Annotated in this window: 16 protein-coding genes; 11 read left to right on the top strand and 5 right to left on the bottom strand. The window is 56.6% G+C overall.

The features are described from left to right. The first annotated feature begins 115 nt into the window (after positions 1 to 115). On the top strand, positions 116 to 658 hold the full coding sequence (locus M2407_RS11780) for an Rrf2 family transcriptional regulator (RefSeq protein WP_048762778.1): 543 nt from the start codon (positions 116 to 118) through the stop codon (positions 656 to 658). A gap of 146 nt (positions 659 to 804) precedes the next feature. Further along, on the top strand, positions 805 to 2,013 hold the full coding sequence (locus M2407_RS11775; RefSeq protein ID WP_259218181.1) for an NAD(P)/FAD-dependent oxidoreductase: 1,209 nt from the start codon (positions 805 to 807) through the stop codon (positions 2,011 to 2,013). A 106-nt stretch (positions 2,014 to 2,119) separates the two neighbouring features. Here M2407_RS11775 and M2407_RS11770 read toward each other — a convergent pair whose 3' ends face one another. Together M2407_RS11770 and M2407_RS11765 are read right to left on the bottom strand one after the other, a co-directional pair. Next, the gene (locus tag M2407_RS11770; RefSeq protein WP_020828062.1) at positions 2,120 to 2,326 is read right to left on the bottom strand and encodes a DUF2767 family protein; all 207 of its coding nucleotides are present in this window, start codon (positions 2,324 to 2,326) and stop codon (positions 2,120 to 2,122) included. A gap of 29 nt (positions 2,327 to 2,355) precedes the next feature. After that, on the bottom strand, positions 2,356 to 2,811 hold the full coding sequence (locus M2407_RS11765) for an Lrp/AsnC family transcriptional regulator (RefSeq protein ID WP_020828061.1): 456 nt from the start codon (positions 2,809 to 2,811) through the stop codon (positions 2,356 to 2,358). Between the two features lie 200 nt (positions 2,812 to 3,011). Between M2407_RS11765 and M2407_RS11760 the strand changes: the two genes are divergently transcribed. Beyond that, the gene (locus M2407_RS11760) at positions 3,012 to 3,629 is read left to right on the top strand and encodes a LysE family translocator (protein ID WP_046374993.1); all 618 of its coding nucleotides are present in this window, start codon (positions 3,012 to 3,014) and stop codon (positions 3,627 to 3,629) included. A gap of 60 nt (positions 3,630 to 3,689) precedes the next feature. On the opposite strand, the gene M2407_RS11755 is transcribed toward M2407_RS11760, so the two are convergent. Then, positions 3,690 to 4,118 (bottom strand): molybdopterin-binding protein, encoded by a 429-nt coding sequence (locus M2407_RS11755; RefSeq protein WP_122079986.1) that lies wholly within the window; start codon positions 4,116 to 4,118, stop codon positions 3,690 to 3,692. A 351-nt stretch (positions 4,119 to 4,469) separates the two neighbouring features. Here M2407_RS11755 and M2407_RS11750 point away from each other — a divergent pair, with 351 nt between their 5' ends. The 3 genes from M2407_RS11750 (at position 4,470) to M2407_RS11740 (ending at position 9,142) form a co-directional block, all read left to right on the top strand. Next, positions 4,470 to 5,555 carry a YncE family protein gene (locus tag M2407_RS11750; RefSeq protein WP_259218175.1) on the top strand — a complete coding sequence of 362 codons (1,086 nt, stop codon included), beginning with the start codon at positions 4,470 to 4,472 and terminating at the stop codon, positions 5,553 to 5,555. Between the two features lie 59 nt (positions 5,556 to 5,614). Next, entirely contained in the window at positions 5,615 to 7,813 is a 2,199-nt protein-coding gene (locus tag M2407_RS11745) for a TonB-dependent siderophore receptor (RefSeq protein WP_115058303.1), read from the top strand. 258 nt (positions 7,814 to 8,071) lie between these two features. Next, the gene (locus M2407_RS11740; protein ID WP_020828056.1) at positions 8,072 to 9,142 is read left to right on the top strand and encodes an AI-2E family transporter; all 1,071 of its coding nucleotides are present in this window, start codon (positions 8,072 to 8,074) and stop codon (positions 9,140 to 9,142) included. A 43-nt stretch (positions 9,143 to 9,185) separates the two neighbouring features. Here M2407_RS11740 and bcp read toward each other — a convergent pair whose 3' ends face one another. Together bcp and M2407_RS11730 are read right to left on the bottom strand one after the other, a co-directional pair. After that, complete coding sequence (gene bcp / locus M2407_RS11735; RefSeq protein WP_020828055.1) at positions 9,186 to 9,650, bottom strand: thioredoxin-dependent thiol peroxidase; 465 nt, start codon at positions 9,648 to 9,650, stop codon at positions 9,186 to 9,188. Between the two features lie 2 nt (positions 9,651 to 9,652). After that, complete coding sequence (locus M2407_RS11730) at positions 9,653 to 10,258, bottom strand: glycine cleavage system transcriptional repressor (RefSeq protein ID WP_197022814.1); 606 nt, start codon at positions 10,256 to 10,258, stop codon at positions 9,653 to 9,655. A 110-nt stretch (positions 10,259 to 10,368) separates the two neighbouring features. Between M2407_RS11730 and dapA the strand changes: the two genes are divergently transcribed. From dapA to M2407_RS11705, 5 genes are all read left to right on the top strand, one after another. Next, positions 10,369 to 11,250 (top strand): 4-hydroxy-tetrahydrodipicolinate synthase, encoded by an 882-nt coding sequence (gene dapA, locus M2407_RS11725; RefSeq protein ID WP_259218162.1) that lies wholly within the window; start codon positions 10,369 to 10,371, stop codon positions 11,248 to 11,250. A 16-nt stretch (positions 11,251 to 11,266) separates the two neighbouring features. Further along, positions 11,267 to 12,319, top strand: a complete 1,053-nt coding sequence (bamC, locus tag M2407_RS11720) for an outer membrane protein assembly factor BamC (protein WP_020828052.1) — start codon at positions 11,267 to 11,269, stop codon at positions 12,317 to 12,319. Positions 12,320 to 12,568: 249 nt separating this feature from the next. Next, complete coding sequence (gene purC, locus M2407_RS11715; RefSeq protein WP_020828051.1) at positions 12,569 to 13,282, top strand: phosphoribosylaminoimidazolesuccinocarboxamide synthase; 714 nt, start codon at positions 12,569 to 12,571, stop codon at positions 13,280 to 13,282. A 436-nt stretch (positions 13,283 to 13,718) separates the two neighbouring features. Beyond that, positions 13,719 to 14,585, top strand: a complete 867-nt coding sequence (locus M2407_RS11710) for a neutral zinc metallopeptidase (protein ID WP_012146218.1) — start codon at positions 13,719 to 13,721, stop codon at positions 14,583 to 14,585. A 54-nt stretch (positions 14,586 to 14,639) separates the two neighbouring features. Next, a complete protein-coding gene (locus M2407_RS11705; protein WP_259218158.1) occupies positions 14,640 to 16,652 on the top strand; it encodes a tRNA(Met) cytidine acetyltransferase TmcA in 2,013 nt (670 codons plus the stop codon). Positions 16,653 to 16,745 lie beyond the last annotated feature (93 nt).

Genomic DNA, 16,745 nt, shown 5'->3' with positions numbered 1-16,745 from the left:
CTTTTTCGTCACTCACAAAAACAAAGATAAAGTTTGTCCGCGTTTTAATTGACAGAATAAACGTGGACTAATATAGTCTGCGTTATTGAATTCAATAGTGCAGCGCAAACCCAATATGGCTTACATCACTACCAGCGTTGAATACGGCATCCACTGCTTGCTTTGGTTGGTCGGCGAGGATCAACGCGCGTTAAGCAGTCGCGATCTCGCGGAACTACAGGGAATTTCACCCAGTTTCCTGGCCAAGATTTTCCCCAAGCTGGAGAAGGCGGGGATCGTCGCCGCCAGCGAAGGCGTGCGCGGTGGGTATCGGTTGGCCCGTCCGGCAGAGGAAATCACTTTCCTGGAGATTATCGATGCCATTGAAGGGCACAAGCCGTTGTTCGATTGTCAGGAAGTCCGCGGTCGTTGCGCGGTATTCGATGATAGCCCGCCTGACTGGGCCATATCAGGCAAGTGTGCGATCCATGCAGTGATGCTGCAGGCCGAAAAGGCCATGCGCGATGCGCTGGCGCTACAAACACTGGGCACTGTCGCCTCTCGTTTTGGGCGCAAGGCGCCAGAAGGGTTCTTTGGCGAGGTCAATATCTGGCTTGATGAACGCCTGAGCGAGCGTACGACTCGCAGCGGCAAGCCCCCTCGCGCCAAACCGCAATAACGCCCCCGTCATTTTTCTGATGCTTTTTACCCGCCTGTGTGCCACAGGCGGTCACCCTTCTGCACCCTTTTTCAGGGGGGCAGCGGTAAAACTCGCCTGAAAAATACGTCAGGCGCTCGACAACAGGTATTTGAAGGAGTCATTCCATGACGCAGAAAATAGTGATCGCCGGTTCTGGTTTTGCCGGGTTTTGGGCCGCTGTCTCCGCCATGCGAGCCGTAGCGCTTGCCGGTAAGGAACAGAGCGTTGAGGTGACGATGGTTTCGCCGACCCCGAACGTCACCATCCGCCCTAGATTGTACGAAGCCGTACTGGAAAATATGAGCCCGGACATTTCGGCACAGCTCGCTGCGATTGGCGTTCGTCATTTGGCCGGTCTGGTTGAGCAGATAGACGGCGAAAACAAGACGCTGGTGGTGGAGAGCGCCGAAGGGAAAAAACTTCAGTTGGCGTATGACCGGCTGGTACTGGCAACCGGCAGCAAACTGTTCGTGCCTGCGGTCGCCGGTTTTGCCGAGCATGGTTTTAATGTTGATACGCTGCAAAGCGCGCAACGGCTGGATGCCCATTTAAAAGCGTTGGCGACTCAACCTGAGACCCCGGCACGCAATACCGTGGTGGTGGTCGGTGGTGGGCTTACCGGGCTGGAAAGCGCTGCTGAAATGCCGATGCGCTTACGTGCCATTTTGGGCAACCAAGCCGATATTCGCGTGGTGATTGTCGATACGGCGGCCGAAGTTGGCGCCGGCATGGGGGCTGAACCTGCCGTGGTGATCCGCCAGGCACTGGAAGAATGTGGCGTTGAGTCTCGAGCCGGGGTTCGCGTTACGGCTATTGACGCAGGCAGTGTGACCTTGTCGAGCGGTGAGCGCATCGCCACCGATACGGTGATTCTGGCCGCCGGGGTACGGGCGCATCCATTAGTTGAGCAAATCCCGGGTGAGCGCGACAGTGCTGGACGTATTGTCGGTGATGCCTTCCTGCACGCGCCCGCGGCGGACGGCGTGTTTGTTAGCGGGGACACGGTCAAGGCAGCGACCGACGAGCTGGGCAATCACAACCTGATGACCTGCCAGCATGCGATGAGTCTGGGCCGTGTAGCGGGCCACAATGCCGCAGCGGAACTGGTAGGTTTGCCGCTGCACCCTTACAGCCAGCCAAAGTATGTGACCTGCCTTGATCTTGGAGCCTGGGGCGCGCTCTACACCGAAGGTTGGGATCGTCAGGTGCGCTTTACGCGTGAAGAGGGCAAAAAGATCAAACAGGAAATCAATACGCAGTGGATTTATCCACCGGCAGCGGATCGGCAGGCGTTGTTCGCCGTTGCCAATCCCGACTACGTGATTGTGCCCTGAATACCCTATGGGAGCGGAGACGCTCCCATTTTTTTCACCAGAACGGCAGCCCAGAGCGCGGTAATGACCCTGGTAACGCCCGTAAAAGCAAGGTAACCGGCGCTACTTATCGCTCCAGCCATTCAATCGCCAATTCGCGCGCTTCATCCAAATTGACATCACGACCTTCGCGGGTGATCGCCGTTTTAAGCTCATTGATCACGTCCGCTTTTTGCGTTTCATGCTCTTCATTGGCCAACGCCAGAAAGGCATCGCCTACCACCGTGCATATGCCGATGTACAAGGCCTTTGAGTCCTCGAAACCACTGTTCATAACTGTATCCTTCTGGATTTGATTGTGATCTACAACGGCAGAAAGGGCCGATCCTGCACCACGCTTTTCATCACCAGCGTGGAGGTCAGGCGTTGAACGCCGGGCAGGGCGGAAAGCTGTTCGTCGTAAAGCCGCTGAAAAGCCGGTAAATCGCGGGCGATGACATGCAACAGGTAGTCGGGATCGCCGAACAATCGCTGCGCCTGGATAACCTGGGGAATATCCACCATGGCGTTTTCGAAGGCTTCAACAGCCTGGCGATCCCCTTCCCGCATGGTGACGAAAACCAGCGCGGAAAAGTTAAAGCCCAGACTGCCGGGATCGAGGTGAGCACGATAGCCTCTGATCACGCCAGATTGTTCCAACGCTCGCACCCTGCGGTGGCAGGGGGAAACGCTCAGCCCAATTCGGTCAGCCAGGTCGGTAACAGAAAGACGCCCATCAAACTGAAGTTCAGCAAGGATTTTGCGGTCAATCTTGTCCATTTGGAAAAATTTCCCTCAATTTGCGATTTATAAGCAAATAATTGAAACCACATTCTAACAACTTGGGGATATTCTTTTCAATAATTGAACAACTTTGGACATAAATGGCTTTTGGCCTGTTAACGCTGTCCAGCGGAGGAACGCGAAGTGATGAAATGGATAAGCCAGACTGCTGGGTGTCGGTGGCGGGGGCGATATTTATGACGCTCGCCATTTTTGCGGCTTTCTGGGCCGTTTCGATTCTGTTCGTTATCACGCCGGGGTTGGACTGGGCGTACATCATCTCGGCCGGCATCCGTGGGCGGGTGGTGGTGCCTGCGGTAGTAGGGTTGCTGTGTGGGCACCTTATCGCTATAGCGATCGTGGCGGCAGGCGTGGGCGCTTTGGTGACAGGCAGTCCTATGGCCCTCACGGCGCTCACCCTGCTGGGGGCCGGCTACCTGTTGTGGATTGGCATCAACATGCTGCGCCATCCCCCGACGCCGAGCGCCGGCGATGCGCAGGCGTCTGGCTCCTGGCTGCGTTGGGCTGGCAAGGGCATTTGCGTCAGCGGCCTGAACCCCAAGGTATTCCTGCTATTTTTGGCTTTACTGCCTCAGTTCACCGATGCGGGTGCCAGTTGGTCGATCCCCAACCAAATTCTCGCGCTTGGCTTGTTGCATCTGATCAGCTGCGGGGTGGTTTATTTGATCGTGGGGTATGGCTCGCAGTCGGTACTGCAGACGCGCCCGCAGGCTGCACGGGTTGTCAGCCGTTTTTCCGGCGCGGCCATGGTGTTGATCGCCGTCGGGCTGCTTGTCGAGCAGGGGATAAAGTAATGTCTCAGGCAGTTGCCTCACTAAAAAGCCCGCCGATGCGGGCTTGAAAGGGCCTGGACACTACGCCCTGACGGCAAGCAGCACGGAGGAGGCTTTGACCAGAGCGATGACACGGGCCCCGTTCTTTAACGCCATCTCCTGCAGGCTTTCATTGGTGATCACCGAGGTCAGTTTGAAACCGGCATCCGTTTTAATGTGCACGGTGCTGTTCACCGCCCCTTGCTCCACTGCACTGACTTCCCCGGCGAATTGATTGCGGGCGGAGAAACGCAGTCCGCAGTCTTCCGAAGCCAAAATAACCCAGGGGGCCTTAATCAGCGCCACCGCTTCCTTACCGGCGACCAGGCCAAGCGACTGCTGGCTTTGTACCGTCACAATAGCGACTAACTTCTCGCCGCCCGGCAAAGTGATTTCCACCTCGTCATTTACGGCGCCTTTAGCGACGGCAGACACGGTGCCGGATAACTGGTTACGGGCTGAAACTGACATAAATTCTCCTTGGTCAGACATGAGGATGAGATGGCCTTACAGCATGACCACTTCCCGCCGCGTTTGCCAATGTCGCGAGATAATTCTGTGAGCGGCGGAGGGCATTCGCAGCACGACGTTTTCCCACGTTCAAGATGACCAATTACATTTGCTCGCCAAAAAAGTAATGAGTATGATTATTATTCTCTTTGTTATTCGCAGCCAAGGCGGTCCAGCCGCCTGCGATAAAGTGAACCCCATTCACAAGGAAACATTGAGACGTACGGTGGAGCTCATTTCTCCTGTTGAGAAAGCCAAAAATAATCCGCAAGAGCCTCCACTCAATCAGTTTATATGGCCAAGGATTTCCTGATGAAGATGAAAGTTTCTGCGCTCGCCGTGGTGATGACCCTGGTGCTGAGCGGTTGCGTCGCCCCTAAGCAACACGCCGCTTCTCCGATTGCCCAACCTGTCGCTGCGGCGGCTCAATCTGCCGACAACGTGGTTAGACGCGATCTGGCGGATGGCCTGTATGAGATGGCGCTGACGCCGGCGGGCGATGCCTTGTACGTGGCCAGTTCCGAAGGCTTTAAAGATGTGCAGGGCGGGGTGGTTTATAAGCTGGATGCGAAAACGCTGAAAACGCTCGGCGCTACCCACACCGATCTGAAAAACTTCGCCATGCAGATCTCCCCGGATGGCAAAACCCTTTATGTCACTAACTCCCTGGACGGCGGCATCAGCGCGATCACTACCGCCGACGGCAAAGTGAAAGGCCGCTTGCTGTTTAGCGAGCGCAACGAGAAAGGGCTGCCGTATGGCGCGCGTCAAATTCTGCTGCACAAAGATACGCTGTACGTAGGTGCTGTGGCTGACCCGGCGTTGATTTGGGTGGTGGACGCCAACACGCTGAAATTAAAAGCGCGGATCAAAAACACCGGCAAATGGATGACCGGCCTGCATTACTCGGAACAAACTCAGCGTTTGTACGCCGCGAACGGCAACGGTGAAATTCTGGTCATCAACCCGAAAAACAACCGAATCGAAAAACGCTGGAAGCCATTGGGCGAGAAGCCGGCGCTGCTGCTTAACCTGGCAGAAGACAGCGAAACCGGGCGCCTGTTTGTGACCGACAATTCCAAAGCCAAAACCACGCTGGTGCTGGATATTCATAGTGGAAAACTGCTCAAGCAGCTGGATGTCGGCGACTCTCTGGCGGTGCTGTTCAATGCCAAACGCAATGAAATCTACCTCTCGCAGCGTGAGTCCGGCAAGGTGCTGAGCCTCAATGCCACGACCTATGCCGTGAAACAGAGCTGGGCGGTAACGCCAAATCCAAACAGCCTGCAGCTTTCCCCAGACGGCCAGGTGCTGTTTGTCACCGTCAAGCAACCCTTTAATAAGGATCACTCTACTCAGGGGCCGGACAGCGTCGTTCGCATTGATTTAAATAAATAAGCTCTATCGGCCCGGTAACGGGCCATTTTGTTCCACTTCTCCTCATACATGAGTGAATTATGCACAACACCAGTTCAACATCATTTCCGCAACGCCTGACGTTATTGGCGCTGGCCATCGGTGCGGTAAGCCAGGGCGCGCTGGCCGCTCCGGCAGAAAGCAGCAAAAAAAATCAGGAAGAAACCCTGGTGGTTCAGGCCACCAAAGAGAGCGATTTTAAAGCCGGCGGCGAAGATCTGGTTCCCGCTTATCTCGACGGACAAATCGCGCATGGCGGACGTCTGGGGATGCTGGGCGAACAAAAAGCCATGGACGTACCTTTTAACGTGGTCGGCTACACCGCGAAGCTGGTGCAGGATCAACAGGCGAAAACCATTGCCGATGTCATCAGCAATGACGCAGGCGTTCAGGCGGTGCAGGGCTACGGCAACTTCGCCGAAACCTACCGCATTCGCGGCTTCCAGTTGGATGGTGAGGACATGACCATGGGCGGCCTGTCGGGCGTGGTGCCGCGTCAGGTGATGGATACCCAAATGCTGGAGCGCGTGGAGGTGTTCAAAGGCGCTAACGCCTTGCTGAACGGCGTAGCCACCAGTGGGGTGGGCGGTATGATTAACCTCGAACCCAAACGTGCGGAAGAGACGCCTACCACGCAGGTGGGCATCGATTACACCTCTGACTCTCAGGTCGGCGGCAAGCTGGATGTAGGCCGTCGCTTCGGTGACGACAACCAGTTTGGCGCGCGGGTGAACCTGGTACACCGCGAAGGTGAAGCTGCCGTCAACGACGACAAACGCCGTACCACGCTGGCCTCGGTGGGACTGGATTACCGTGGCGATCGCTTCCGCACTTCGCTGGATTTCGGCTACCAGAAGAAGACCTTCCACGGTGGAACCATGGGGGTCAACATCAGCGGCGTCGACTTTATTCCAGCCGTGCCGGATCCGACCAAAAACTACAGCCAGAAATGGGGCTACAGCGATATCGAAAACGAATTCGGTATGGTGAAGGCGGAATACGACCTCACTCAACGCTGGAAAATTTATACCGGGCTGGGCGCGCAGCATGCTCATGAAACCGGGCTCTACAGCGCACCCAAGCTGATCAATGCCAACGGCGACGCCACGGTAGGGCGTCTGGACACCAACCGCATTATCGATGCGTTCAGCGGCATGGCCGGGGTCAGCGGCGAATTCAATACCTGGGATGTCTCGCACAAGGTGAACCTGGGTTATTCTGCGCAAATCAAACGCGACAAAACCGCCTGGCGCATGTCGGCCAACAACCCGACGACCAATATTTATGACAATCACGATGTGGCGGTGCCGGATAACGCTTACTTTGGCGGCAACTATTCCGATCCGTTAACCACCGCCCGTAATCGCACCCAGGGCTGGCTGTTCAGCGATACTTTGGGGTTCTTTAGCGATCGGGTGCTGTTTACCGCAGCGGCGCGCCATCAGAAAGTGGTGGTGCGCAACTACAGCAACGCGACCGGCCTGGAGGATACTTCATCCCGTTATACCCAAAGCCGCTGGATGCCGACCTTTGGTCTGGTCTACAAGCCGTGGGAAGAAGTGTCGCTCTACGCCAACCACACCGAAGCCCTGCAGCCGGGGAGCAACGCGCCGAAGGAAGCCACGAACTTTGGCCAGAGCACCGGTATTGCCCGTTCCAAACAAAATGAAGTGGGGGTGAAGGTCGATTTCGAACGCGTGGGCGGTTCGCTGGCGCTGTTTGAAATCAAGAAGCCTTCAGCCATGCTCAACAGCGAGAATTATTATGCGCTGGATGGCGAGCAACGTAACCGCGGCGTGGAACTGAACGTGTTCGGTGAGCCGATGCTCGGGCTGCGCCTTAACGGCAGCACCACCTGGCTGTCGCCTGAGCTGACCAAAACCAAAAATGGCACCAACGACGGCAAAGATGCTATCGGCGTTTCGAATTTCTATATGGTGATGGGCGCCGAGTATGACATCCAACCGGTTGAAGGCCTGACTGCGACCGCCAGGGTTCGCCATACCGGCTCGCAGTTTGCCGACGCGGCGAACACCAAGAAACTCGACAGTTACACCACGCTGGATCTCGGTGTGCGTTACCGGATGCGCATGAACGCGGATCAAAACACCCTGGTTTGGCGCGTTGGCGTGGATAACGTCACCAACGAGAAGTATTGGTCCAGCGTGGAGAGCAACGGCACCTATATCTTCCAGGGGCAATCGCGCACCCTTAAAGCCTCGCTGACTTACGACTTCTGATCTTCTCAGGCCTGATGGCATAGCGGCGGTTTGACTCACCGTTAAACCGCCGCGACTTTCCCCGCGGTAAATCGATCGTTTTCTTTCCCCCGGTCTGTGCCGACAATCGCTGGATGGCAAAGGGGCGGCATGGTACAACCATACGCTGAATGCCCGGCCTTCAGCCTTTCCTCTTTTTGGCTTGGCCAGCGTAGGGTCAATAATACTTATTACAGGAACAGCAATGCCTGCCAGTCAAACCTCTAGGAGCCCTCTCTGATGCTGGAGATGTTATTACAGTGGTACCGCCGCCGCTTCACCGATCCGCAAGCCATCGCGCTGTTGGTGATCCTGCTCGCCGGGTTCCTCATTCTCTATTTTCTGCATGGTATTCTGACCCCGCTGCTGGTGGCCATCGTGCTGGCGTATCTGCTGGAGTGGCCAACCGCGCGGTTGCAGCGCATCGGCTGTTCGCGAAATTGGGCGGCAAGCATGGTGATGATCCTGTTTGCCGGTATCGCGATGCTGCTGGTCTTCGTGGTGGCGCCGACCGCCTGGCAACAGGGCATCAACCTGATGACCGATCTGCCGGGCATGCTCAACCAGTTCTATAACTTCGCCGCGACGCTGCCGAAGCGTTACCCGGCGCTGGTGGATGCCGGCATCATCGACATGATGGCGGAGAACCTGCGCGGACGCCTGTCGGGCATGGGCGAGTCGGTGGTGAAATTCTCGCTGGCGTCGCTGGTGGGCCTGCTGACGCTGGCGATTTATCTGATCCTGGTCCCGATGATGATGTTCTTCCTGTTGAAGGACAAGGAACAGATGCTCAATGCCGTGCGCCGGGTACTGCCACGCAACCGTGGGCTGGCCGGGCAGGTGTGGATCGAAATGAACCAGCAGATCACCAACTATATTCGCGGCAAGGTGCTGGAGATGGTGATCGTCGGGGTGGCGACCTATCTGGTGTTCGCGGTTCTCGATATGCGCTATTCGCTGCTGCTGGCGGTGCTGGTCGGTTTTTCGGTGCTGATCCCCTATATCGGTGCGGTTCTGGTGACCATTCCGGTGGTGGTAGTGGCGATGTTCCAATGGGGTGTTGGCGCCGATTTCTGGACGCTGATCGTCGCCTATCTGGTGGTGCAGGGGCTGGATGGCAACCTGCTGGTGCCGATTCTGTTCTCTGAAGCGGTCAACCTGCATCCGCTGGTGATCATTCTGTCGGTGATTATCTTTGGCGGGCTGTGGGGTTTCTGGGGCGTGTTCTTCGCTATCCCGCTGGCAACCTTGGTGAAGGCGGTGATCCATGCCTGGCCGGACGAACTGCGGGTAGAAACGGAACAGGAATAAGCGTGGATAACGAAGCGCAGCAGGTCGCTGCGCTTCGTGAGGATTATTGTTTCAGGTAATCCAGAACGATGTCGTGATGATTGGTGGTCTTAAAATCATCAAACACTTTTTCAACCTTGCCTTTGGCGTCGATCAGGAAGCTGATGCGGTGGATGCCGTCATAGGTTTTCCCCATGAAGGTTTTCTCACCCCAAACGCCGAACTGCTGCGCCACCTGATGATCCTCATCAGACAACAACGTGAAGTTTAACAACTCTTTCTCGGCAAAACGCGACAGTTTCTCTGGTTTATCCGTGCTGATGCCCAGAACTTCGACACCCGCTTTTTTCAAGTCATCCATGTTATCCCGCAAACCGCAGGCCTGTACGGTACAGCCCGGCGTCATCGCCTTGGGATAAAAATAAACAAGCACTCGCTGTCCCTGGAAGTCGGCCAAATTAATTTCCTCACCGTCCTGGTCAGGCAAACTAAACTTCGGCGCTGTGTCACCGGCTTTCAATGGGCTCATCACTACTCTCCATCTTTCTCATCATGCTGTGGATAGTTCACAACGCTAATACTGCCTTGTGCTTTCAATTCTGTACATAGGCGATGAAAGGCTTGTTCAATATTTGAGGCATCCTGATTGCCGGGGCTGTGCGCGGTGATCTGGATATACAGCTGCGGCGGCAGGTCACCTTCCGCAGGCTGGGTGCGCGATACCAGCTCGGCAATGTTCATCTGGCTGGAGTCGAACAAATCGGTAAAGCGTTCGATGATGTGCGGCGAGTCTTTCACCTCAACCTGCACCCACACCGTGGCCGGCATCGGTGGCCTTTCGTGTGAGTTGGTGCGCTTCATCACAATCAGCAGCTCCAGCTCCGCGCCTTTTTGCGGCAGGGTTGATTCGATCAGGGTAATGGCGTTCCAACTGCCGGAAAGCAGCATGATGAAAGTGAACTCTTCACCCAGCATGGCCAGACGGCTATCTTCGATATTGCACCCGCAGCTGCTGACGTGGCGGGTGATGGCATTGACGATTCCGGGGCGATCGGCGCCGAGCGCGGTAATCACGAGATAGTGTTCATCTGGCTTAGGCAAAATGGAGCTTCCTGTCGTGCTCAATGGGGTTACCATGGTAAACATAAAAAAAACCGCCTGCCAAGCGCTTACAACGCCGTTGTTTGCTTGCTTTTGGATAGGCAGCAAAAGTACCATGAGTGACTTGTTTGTGGAGGGGACGGCCAATGTTTACGGGAAGTATTGTTGCACTGGTTACGCCGATGGACGACACAGGTGCTGTCGATCGCGCGAGCCTAAAAAAATTGATTGATTATCATGTAGCCAGTGGAACTGCGGCCATCGTTTCCGTAGGGACTACCGGCGAGTCCGCAACGCTTGCCCATGACGAGCACGTTGACGTGGTATTGCAGACGCTGGAACTGGCCGCAGGCCGTATTCCGGTGATCGCAGGTACCGGCGCCAACGCCACCGCCGAAGCCATTTCGCTGACCCAGCGCTTTGAAAATACCGGCGTAGTGGGTTGCCTGACGGTCACGCCTTACTACAACAAACCGACTCAGGAAGGGCTGTACCAGCACTTCAAGGCGATTGCCGAAAGCACCGCACTGCCGCAGATCCTCTATAACGTGCCTTCGCGCACCGGGTGTGACATGCTGCCGCCGGTGATTGCGCGTTTGGCAAAAATTAAGAATATTGTTGCTGTTAAAGAGGCAACAGGGAACTTAAGTCGTGTAAGTCAGATCCAAGTGCTGGTTGATGATGAAGATTTCATTTTGCTGAGCGGCGATGACGCCAGCGGTCTGGATTTCATGCAACTGGGCGGCAAAGGGGTGATTTCCGTGACGGCCAACGTGGCGGCGCGTGAAATGGCGCAGCTTTGCGCGCTGGCAGCACAGGGCGACTTTGCTGAAGCACGCCGCTTAAATCAGCGCTTGATGCCGTTGCATCAGGATTTGTTTGTAGAAGCAAACCCAATTCCGGTGAAATGGGCCTGTAAGGCATTGGGATTGATGGCAACCGATACGATGCGTCTGCCTATGACGCCGTTGACCGAGGCTGCCCGTCCGGTAGTGGAACGCGCGTTGAAAAGCGCCGGTTTGCTGTAACTCTAAGGGAAATTTGATGGTTTATTCATTGCAAAAGTCGACGGTAGCAAAAGTCGTGGGTATTTCGCTGGTTATGATGCTGGCCGCCTGCACCACCGATCAGCGTTACAAACGCCAGGTGAGCGGCGATGAGTCTTACCTCGATGCGTCGGTGCTCAAGCCACTGAACGCACCAGCCGGTATGATCCTGCCGGTGCAAAGCGGTAATTATGATGTTCCGGCCACCACGCTGAAAGGCGGCGTCGGCAAGCAACTGGATATTCGTCCGCCGGTGCAGCCACTGGCATTGCTGAGCGGTTCACGCGCGCAATATGCCGGCGACAGCGGTACGCTGCTGTTGGAAAACAACCCGCAGAACCAGAATCTGTGGTCGCGCGTTGTCAGCATGCTGCAGACGAAAAATATCGCAATCGCCTCACGTCAGGACGCCGGTCAGACGCTGACCACCGACTGGGTGAAGTGGAACCGTCTGGATGAAGACAACCAGTACGAAGGCCGCTACCAGATCAGCGTACAGCAGCAGGGTTACCAGCAGGCGCTGACGGTGAAAACCGTGGGCCTGCAGCAGCAGGGTAAAACCGAACAGATTACCGACCCGTCAGAAGTGCAGCGCTACAACGGCATGATGATGAACACCATCGTTGAAGGCCTGGACAAGCAGGACAACCTGGCAAGCAGCCAGACGGCCAACCGCTTCGGCGCGCTGGACGTGCAGAGCAGCGCTGATGACACCGGCCTGCCGATGCTGGTAGTGCGCGGCCCTTACACCGTGGTGTGGGATCGCCTGCCTGCGGCGTTGGAGAAACTGGGGATGAAAGTGGGTGACCGCAGCCGTCCGCAGGGCACCGTCGCCGTCACCTACAAATCCCTGAGCGGTAGCGATTGGGATGCGTTGGGCGCCAAGGATCCTGAACTGAAAGAGGGCGATTACAAACTGCAGGTCGGGGATTTGAACAACCGCACCAGCCTGCAATTTATCGATCCTAAAGGGAAGCCATTGACCCAGTCGCAAAACGACGGCTTGGTGGCGGCCTTCCAGGCAGCATTCAGTAAAACCAGCGTTAACTGATTGAAAAGGGGCTACGGCCCCTTTTTCTTTGAACAATACGGTATCGTTTGCGTCGCAGTTTTGGCACAATATACCCATCATTTTTGAAGCTACAACCGTGTTGGCTACGTGCACTCGCCCTGTCACTTACTTGAGTAAGCTCGCGGGGAGTTCCGCACCTGCCGCCTTGCTGTAACTCCAATTATTTTGGGTATATCACGCCTGTGTGTTAAAGCATTTTTAAAACAATTCTTTATTGGAGTATGTAAGATGCAAAAGCTAGCTGAGTTGTATCGCGGAAAGGCAAAAACCGTCTACACCACCGAAAACCCTGATTTGCTGGTGTTGGAGTTCCGCAACGATACGTCAGCACTGGATGGTCAGCGCATTGAGCAGTTCGATCGCAAAGGCATGGTGAACAACAAGTTTAACCATTTCATTATGAGCAAACTGGAAGAGGCCGGCATCCCGACACAAATGGAACGCCTGCTGTCAGACAACGAAGTGCTGGTGAAGAAGCTGGACATGGTGCCGGTCGAATGCGTGATCCGCAACCGCGCTGCCGGTTCACTGGTGAAGCGTCTGGGCATCGAAGAAGGCCTGGTACTGAACCCGCCGCTGTTCGACCTGTTCCTGAAAAACGATGCCATGCACGATCCGATGGTCAACGAATCCTACTGTGAAACCTTCGGCTGGGTGAACAAAGAGCACCTGGCGCGTATGCGCGAGCTGAGCTACAAGGCAAACGACGTGCTGAGCAAGCTGTTTGACGACGCGGGCCTGATCCTGGTCGACTTCAAGCTGGAGTTCGGCCTGTTCAACGGTGAAGTGGTGCTGGGCGATGAGTTCTCGCCGGACGGCAGCCGCCTGTGGGATAAAAACACCCTGGACAAGATGGATAAAGACCGCTTCCGCCAGAGCCTGGGTGGCCTGATCGAAGCCTACGAAGAAGTGGCCCGCCGCATCGGCGTCAAGCTCGACTAAGCGTTGTCGCGCTCTACGGGGTCATCCGGCCCCGTCAGATTTTGACAAAGGGGGATAAAGCGTGGTTTTTCCCCCTTTGTGTTATCAGCCGAAAATCAATAAATTGATTTTCCAGATTTATTTTCAAAACCTTTAGCGCCTGCCGCCAAACATTCTCTGTTTGTCAGCAGTCTCACGGAGCCATTCGGCCCGTTAACTTCCCGCAATATTTCTCTCTGACTGCATTTCCGGAAAAATTCTACATTTCCTCCGCTGCTCAGCACTTATAATGATAATACCCGGCATACTTGAAGCTGCATCTGTGTTGGCTGCACTCGTTCACCCGAATCACTTACATGAGTAAGTTCATTGGGATTCACTGATTTGCCGCCTTGATGCAACTCCAATTATTTTGGGTATTGCGTACAATGACAAAAACCTAATCTGGAGTTTATTTATGCGTTGGCAAGGGCGTCGTGAAAGTGACAATGTTGAGGATCGTCGCGGGCAGTCTTCAGGTCTGGGTGGCGGTGGTGGCGGCTTTCGTGTTCCTCGCGGCAAAGGCGGTATCGCCATTCTGGTGGTGGTGTTGGTGGCCGGCTATTACGGCATCGATCTCTCGCCGCTGTTGAACGGTGGGGACGTGAGCCCGCAAACTCAGCAACAAAGCGCCAGCATCAGTCCAAAAGACGATGAGCTGGCTAAATTTACCTCGGTGGTGCTGGCGTCTACCGAAGATAACTGGAAAGAAGTTTTCCAGCGTATGGGCAAAACCTATCAGCCACCCAAACTGGTGATGTATCGTGGCGTAACGCGCACCAGTTGCGGTACCGGCCAGGCGGCGATGGGGCCGTTCTATTGCCCGGGTGACAAAACGGTGTATATCGACCTGTCGTTCTATCAGGATATGAAAACCAAGCTGGGTGCCGGCGGTGACTTTGCCCAGGCCTACGTGGTGGCGCACGAAGTCGGCCACCATGTGCAGAACCTGCTGGGTATCGAGCCGAAAGTGCGCCAAATGCAGCAGGGTGCCAGCCAGGCGGAAGTGAACCGCCTGTCGGTGAAAATGGAACTGCAGGCGGACTGCTTTGCCGGCGTGTGGGGCAAATACGCCGAGAAACAGCAGATGTTGGAAGAGGGCGACTTGCAGGCGGCATTGAACGCCGCGCAGGCGATCGGCGATGACCGTTTGCAGCAGCAAGGGCAGGGACGGGTGGTGCCAGACAGCTTCACCCACGGTACTTCGCAGCAGCGCTACACCTGGTTTAAACAGGGCTTCGACAGCGGCGATCCGAACACCTGCAATACCTTCGCATCCCGTTAACATGCCATGCCGGAGCCTGACTCCGGCATTTTTTTCAGGTCTGGATCCACGGTTATGTTACTGGCAATGCAACAAATTATGCAGCAGCAGGGCATCAGGCGCCTGCTGGTGATCAGTGGCGAGCCGCAATGGTGTCGCCAGCAGGCGCTACAACTGGCGAGTACCCTGCCGGGTGACTGGCCGTGGGTAGGGGAAAACCCGCCGCCGGGCCTGCAGGCATTGGCGAGCGGTGCGGTGCGGACGCTGCTGGGGCAAGAGCGCCAGCACGCGGTATTTGATGCGACGAAAGGGCTGGACGTTGAAGCTCTGGCCGCGCTGTCGGGCACGCTGCGAGCCGGCAGTTGGCTGCTGTTGCTGACGCCGCCGTGGCAGCAGTGGCCTCAGCAACCGGATGACGACAGCCTGCGCTGGAGCGATTGCCCACAACCGATCACCACCCTAAATTTTATTCATCATCTGCAGCGGCATCTGACGGCGGACAGCGAAGTCACCGTCTGGCGGCAGGGTGAGGCGCTGACGCTGGCGCCATTGCCGCTGCGTCCGCAGTGGCAGGCACCAGACGGCCAACCCACCGCCGAGCAGCAGCGGCTGCTGGCGCAATTACTGAGCGCGGCATCGGGCATTTGGGTTTTGACCGCTGCACGCGGGCGCGGCAAGTCAACGGTAGCGGGGATGCTGGTGGCGAACACCTCGCACACCTGCTGGTTGGTCGGACCGAGCCGCGCCGCTACCGAAGTCGCCGCCGAATGGGCGCAGGGACGTGCGCAATTCTGGGCACCGGATGCGCTGTTGGCCCATTGCCGCGAACAGGACGTCAGCGACGTTGGGTGGTTGCTGGTGGACGAAGCGGCGGCGATACCTGGCCCGCTGCTGCAGCAGTTGGTGAGCTATTTCCCGCGCGTTTTGCTGACCACCACGGTGCAGGGTTATGAAGGCACCGGCCGGGGTTTTTTACTGAAATTCTGCGCCGGACTGCCTGCGTTCCAGCCATTGGGGTTAGATCAACCGATGCGTTGGGCGCAGGGCGATGCGCTGGAGCGCATTATAGATAACGCGCTGCTGTTTAACGAGCAACCCTCTTGGCAGGTAACGGATAAGCCGGTGAGCATCAGCGGGGCTGAGCAAGCCATGCTGTGCGCCGATCCGCAAAGGTTAGCGCGTTTTTACGCTTTGTTGAGCAGTGCCCATTACCGTACTTCACCACTGGATTTACGGCGGTTGATGGATGCGCCGGGCATGCACTTTGGTTTGGCTCAGGTAGACGATGAGGTTGTCGGCGCCCTGTGGCTGGTGGAGGAAGGCGGGTTGAGCGCCGAACTGGCACACGAAGTCTGGGCCGGTCGACGGCGTCCGCGTGGCAACCTGGTGGCACAATCGCTGGCGGCACACGGGGGGCAATGGTGGGCACCTACGCTACGTTCGCGGCGCATCACCCGCATTGCGGTGTTACCCGCACTGCGTCAACAGGGCATTGCCCGCGATCTCATTGCTCAGCAGCGCCAGCAAGTACAGGGGCTGGATTATCTCTCGGTCAGCTTTGGCTATACCGAGCCGCTGTGGCGTTTCTGGCAATCTTGCGGTTTTGAACTGGCTCGTATCGGCAGCAAGACGGAGGCCAGCAGTGGTTGTTACACCGCGATGGCGATCCTGCCGCTGAGCGAACAGGGCGAGGCGTTGCGCCATGCCGCCCATAAACACCTGGCACGTGACTGGCGCTGGTTGCAGCCGCGCATTGATCTGCAAATAGAGATCCCCGGAGACGACGGCGATACGCAGCTCGGGGAGGACGACTGGCGTGAGCTGGCAGGATTTGCCTTCGCGCATCGGCCGCTGGAGGCCAGTCTGGGGGCACTGCAACGCTTACTGTTGGCCAGTACGCTATCATTGCCCGCACTGCGGATGCATCTGCAGCAGTCGCTGGCGCCGGCAGTCTGCGTGGCACGGCTAGGGTTTAGCGGGCAGAAAGCCTTGCTGCGCCGCTGGCGACACGAGGCAGGACTGGCGCTCGAACAGCTGGATGCGCAGCACGGTCTGCGCTGGAAAGCGTGGGCCCAGTCGTTGCAATAAATTGAAGATGTTGCTCAATAAAACCCGATTTTCCTGATTTCTCAGCGGCGTATAGTAGCTGGCAGAAACCGGGGCATCTGGCGCCGGACAGGA

Source organism: Serratia sp. BIGb0234, assembly GCF_024809915.1.
Taxonomy (GTDB): domain Bacteria; phylum Pseudomonadota; class Gammaproteobacteria; order Enterobacterales; family Enterobacteriaceae; genus Serratia; species Serratia liquefaciens.
This window is presented reverse-complemented; position numbering and strand designations above follow the sequence as displayed.